Raw genomic sequence first — 5018 nt, forward strand, 5'->3', positions numbered from 1 at the left:
GCCAGCGCCTTTGTGCTTCCCATCGCCGCCGCGGGCCTGCTCTCACCAGAGGCCTCGGCCGGTAACCCTGACATTCTGATTCTCCAGTTACCCATCATGGCCGGCGAGGAATGGCTGGCCATACTGGCATTCCTGGGGGGCGGCTCGGCCGCGGCGGCCATGGTAATCGTCTGCTCCGTGGCCATTGCCACCATGGTGAGTAACGAGATCATCATGCCGGCCCTGCTGAAGTTTTTCCGGCCGGGCATGAACCGGCGGACAGACCTCAGCTACCTGCTACTGAGTATCCGTCGGGTCGCCATCTTTGTGGTGCTGCTCACGGCCTATGGTTTTTACCGGATGGCGGGTGAGGATTACAGCCTGACCGCTTTTGGCTTGCTTTCCTTCGCGGCGGCAGCGCAGTTCGGCCCTGCCCTGGTTGGCGGCATCATCTGGCGCCGCGGCAATTACATGGGCGCCGTCTGGGGTCTCGGCCTTGGCTTCCTGATGTGGTGTTACACCCTGCTGCTGCCGGCACTTGCCAGCACCGGCTGGGTCTCCGATACGTTGATTGAGCAGGGACTCTGGGGCCTGAACTGGACCCGACCCACCGCGTTGTTCGGATCCGAGCTGGACCAGACCAGTCATGGCATTATCTGGAGTCTGGGCATCAATACGGTGGTGTATATCGTACTCTCGATGCTGACCCGGCAGCGTGTACGGGAAAAAATCCAGATAGCCTCCTTCTTCCACGATCCCCAACCCAAGGCGGAAACGGCGCAGCACCAGAGCTGGCAGGGTGAAATACTGACGTCGGACCTGCAGGCACTGACCGATCGATTCATGGGGGAAGAGCGCTCGGAAACCATTTTCCGGAACTACGAACGCCGAAACGCCATTCGTCTGCACCCCCATCGGCCGGCCTCTGCCCACCTGATGAAATACATTGAGCGCCAACTGGCCTCGGTGATTGGTGCCTCCACTGCCCGCGTGGTTCTGGAATCCACCCTGACCGGCCGCGACATGCAGATTGAGGACGTGGTCAGCATTGTTGACGAAGCCTCTCAGGCCATGACATTCAGCCGGGAATTGCTTCAGTCGGCGATTGAAAACATCAGCCTGGGCGTGTCTGTGGTTAACCATCAGCAGCAACTGGTCGTCTGGAACCACCGTTACCTGGAGCTGTTCACCTATCCCAAAGGCTTCGTCAGAGTTGGTCGCCCGGTCGAGGACCTGATGCGTTATAACCTGACAAACGCCAACCTCTCAGCCCGCAGGATCGATGAGATCGTCGCTGACCGCTGCGCCAGCATGCGGGAAGGCCAGCCCATGTCCTATGAGCGTCAGAGGCCTGACGGCACCGTCCTGCGTGTTGATGGCAGCCCGATACCCGGAGGTGGCTATGTCACCACCTTCCAGGACATTACCGCCATGCGCCGGACCGAGCAGGCACTCAAGGAAACCAATATCTATCTGGAACAGCGGGTAAAAGAGCGCACTCAGGAGCTCCAGGTCATCAATGAACAGATGCTGAAGGCCAAGTCCGTGGCCGAGCAGGCAAACCAGAGTAAAACCCGATTCCTTGCATCGGCCAGCCATGACCTGTTGCAGCCCCTGAACGCAGCCAGACTGTTTACCTCTGCCCTCGCCGGCAAGGCCGAGGACGGAGAAATGAAAGATCTGGTAGAGCACATTGACAGCTCCCTGGGGGCCGCCGAGGAGATCATCAGCACCCTGCTGGATATTTCAAAGCTCGACGCGGGCGCCCTTGAGCCCGACATCGGGGTATTCCCCGTAAACGAAATCATGCGCCATCTGGCAACTGATTTTTCCGCGATCGCCAAAGACCAGAACCTGGAATTGCATGTGGTGCCCAGTACCGTCTGGATCCGGTCCGATGCAAAGCTGTTGCGACGTGTGGTCCAGAATTTCCTGTCCAATGCCATACGCTACACACCCGAAGGCAAGATTCTCCTCGGCTGTCGGCGCCTGAAAGGCTACATACGCATAGAGGTCTGGGACACCGGGCCCGGGATACCCGAGGATCAGCTAGCGCACATTTTCGAAGAGTTTCGTCGGTTTCAGCATGGCAGGGATAAGAAAGGCCTCGGACTTGGCCTCGCCATTGTTGATCGGATCAGCGGCATGTTGAACCACCCCGTAAGCGTGCACTCGGTCCAGGGACGCGGCAGCGTGTTCGGAATTACCGTTCCCACAGCGGCACCTGAACAGGGCGAAACCACGGTTGCCAGACAGGCGTCAGGCTCCCGGAGGGTATCAAACCTCGGTGGTCTGCATTTCCTTTGTATCGATAATGATCCAGCCATACTCCAGGGCATGGTGGCCTTGCTAGGCAACTGGAAGTGCGACGTAACAGCGGCGGAAAGCCTGGAAGATGCCATGGAAAAGCTGGAAGGTCAGAGGCCGGATATTATACTTGCCGATTATCAGCTTGATGATAACAAAAACGGCCTCGACGCCATGGACAGCATTCGTGGCGCCCTGGCGGAGGACATTCCAGGCATACTCATCACCGGCTATATGGCCCCCGAGGTGCGGGAAGATGCGATCAACCGGGGCTACCAGATTCTCTACAAACCGGTTAAACCGGCCGCACTGCGGGCACTGGTTAACAAGTTACTCAAACAGAAGCGCTCATGACCGATTCCAAAGCTGACTTCAACCCTTTCGGAAAGCTCACCTACCTGGTAATCGATGACTTCGAGAACTTCCGGTTATCCATGCGCCAGATGTTGCGCAGTTGCGGTGCCGACAAGATCGAGCTGGTAGCCCACGCCAATCAGGCAATTCAGTATTGCACTTACAACCACGTTGACGTGGTGCTTTGCGATTTCAACCTTGGAGAAGGCAAGAACGGCCAACACATACTTGAGGAGCTCCGGCATAAAAAACTCCTCAAGCGCTCTTCCCTGTTTCTGATGGTCACCGCGGAAACATCCAAGGAAATGGTTATGGGAGCGAGGGAGTACCAGCCAGACGCCTACCTTACAAAACCAATCAACCGGGCCGTACTTGAAAAACGCCTGGGAGCGCTGATCAGCCAGCGCAACACCCTGATGCCCATTAATCGGGAAATCGACCGGGAAAATTACCCGGAAGCCATTTCCCTCTGTCTCCAGGCTCTGCCCAGGCAGCCACGCTATAAAACCTGGCTGATGAAAGCCCTCGGTGACCTCTACTTCCAGGTCGGCGACCTGGCTCACGCTCTCAAGATCTATGACGATGTGTTGGCACAAAGGGCACTTTCCTGGGCTCAGCTTGGGCGCTGCAAGGTGCTTTTGGCGAAGAGAAGCTTCGACGACGCTGTAGACGGCCTTCGCACGCTCATAGAAAAGCATCCGGACTATATGGAGGCCTATGATCTTCTTGCCGAAGGGTTGGAACGACAGGGTCGTCCGACGCAGGCACAACAGGTACTCGAAAAAGCCGCAGAGCACTCCCCCAATGCCCTCCTCAGACAACGCCATCTGGCGGAACTGGCCGGTGCCAATCAGGACATGGACACCGCGTCTGATGCCTGGCGCCGAACCGTAGAACTGGGCACCTATTCCATTCACGACAATTCAGAGCACTATCTTGCTCTCGGCCAGACGCTCTCGGACCTGAGTGAAGGCAATCTCGAAGAAGATGGGGCAGAGAAGGCCAAAGAAGCACTGGCTGTACTGAAGAAAATGGAAAAGCGATTCGATGGGGAAGAGGGCATCTGTCTGCGAAGCCGGATCGTCCAGTGTCGGGTTTACGCCGGACAGGGGCAGGATCGACAGGCGGCCAAGCTCCTGGACAGTATCCGGCCGGAGCTACAGGACGCGGCAAACCTGAATGCGCAAACGGGACTGGATTATGCAAAGACCCTGTTTCGCCTGGGCCAGGAAACCGAAGCCAAACAACTTCTGGGTGACATGTCCGAACGTTTCCGTGATGATCCAGAGACTCTTCAGAAGATTGAAAGCCTCCTCGATGAGCCTGTCGGTTTCCGTCAGAAAATCAAGGCCCGCACCCTGAATCGGGATGGCATCAGAGCATTCGAGTCCGGAAACCTTCAGGAAGCCGCTGAGACTTTCTCAAAAGCCCTGGAAATCGTCCCGGATCATGCCGCACTGAACCTGAACCTGGTTCAGGTATTGATGAAGGAGCATGAAAACGACCGGGGCGATTCTGACCTCCTGAGACGCTGCCAGTCGTGCCTCGACAGGTTATCCGGCCTGCCGGAACAACACCGTCAACACCGGCGTTACATCGCCTTACAACGCAAGCTGAAGGGACTGATGGAATGAACGACCAGAATATCGATTTCTCAATGGTGCTTGCCTCAGCCGTTCACGATATGAAGAACTCGCTTGGCATGCTGCTCAATTCCCTGGACGAACTCCGGAGCGAGCATGAGGAAAGTCTCGGGGAATCCTCACGCTTCAATACCCTGCAATACGAGGCCGAGCGGATGCATAACGATCTCGTTCAGCTTCTGGGTATCTACCGCCTCGGTGAGAACAACCTGTCTGCGCACATCGAAGAGCACTTTGTTCCGGACTTTCTCTCCGAACATCTGGCTCGACACACCCCCTTGCTAGAAGGCCTTGGCATTGAGGTCTCGGTGGATGCCGAAGACATCAATGGTTTTTTCGACGAAGACCTGCTGACCGGTGTGCTCAATAACACCATCAACAACGCTATCCGTTATACCAGAAGCAAGATCCGCCTTACCGCCGGTGAGAGAGACGGGTATCTTGTGATTGGTGTTGAGGACGACGGGACAGGCTACCCGGAGAGCATGCAACACGCCGGGACCCTGAACTTCAAATCTCTGGATTTCAAAAGTGGCAGCACCAGCCTCGGGCTGTTTTTCGCTTCGTCCGTCGCCAAACTTCACAGTGAGGGTGACCGGAGTGGCTCCATCAAACTCCATAATGGAGGAAGCCTCGGTGGCGGGGTATTCGAGATATGGTTGCCTTGACCGGGGCTCTTTAGTTTCAGGCAATAAAAAACCCCAGCATCGAAGATGCTGGGGTTTTGGTATTAGG

The 5018-nt window shown here is 56.6% G+C and carries 3 protein-coding genes; all 3 read left to right on the forward strand.

Going from position 1 to position 5018, the window contains the following annotated elements; translation table 11 throughout:
* Positions 1-2640: NahK/ErcS family hybrid sensor histidine kinase/response regulator (locus tag ACESMK_RS19980; protein ID WP_373002421.1), on the forward strand; the 2640-nt coding region annotated here is incomplete at its 5' end.
* The gene (locus ACESMK_RS19985; protein ID WP_373002424.1) at positions 2637-4274 is read left to right on the forward strand and encodes a tetratricopeptide repeat protein; all 1638 of its coding nucleotides are present in this window, start codon (positions 2637-2639) and stop codon (positions 4272-4274) included. The genes ACESMK_RS19980 and ACESMK_RS19985, both read left to right, overlap by 4 nt.
* Positions 4271-4951 (forward strand): sensor histidine kinase, encoded by a 681-nt coding sequence (locus tag ACESMK_RS19990; RefSeq protein ID WP_373002427.1) that lies wholly within the window; start codon positions 4271-4273, stop codon positions 4949-4951. Before ACESMK_RS19985 ends, ACESMK_RS19990 begins: the two co-directional genes overlap by 4 nt.
* Positions 4952-5018 lie beyond the last annotated feature (67 nt).

The sequence above is a fragment of the Marinobacter sp. genome, from assembly GCF_041687235.1.
Classification (GTDB): domain Bacteria; phylum Pseudomonadota; class Gammaproteobacteria; order Pseudomonadales; family Oleiphilaceae; genus Marinobacter.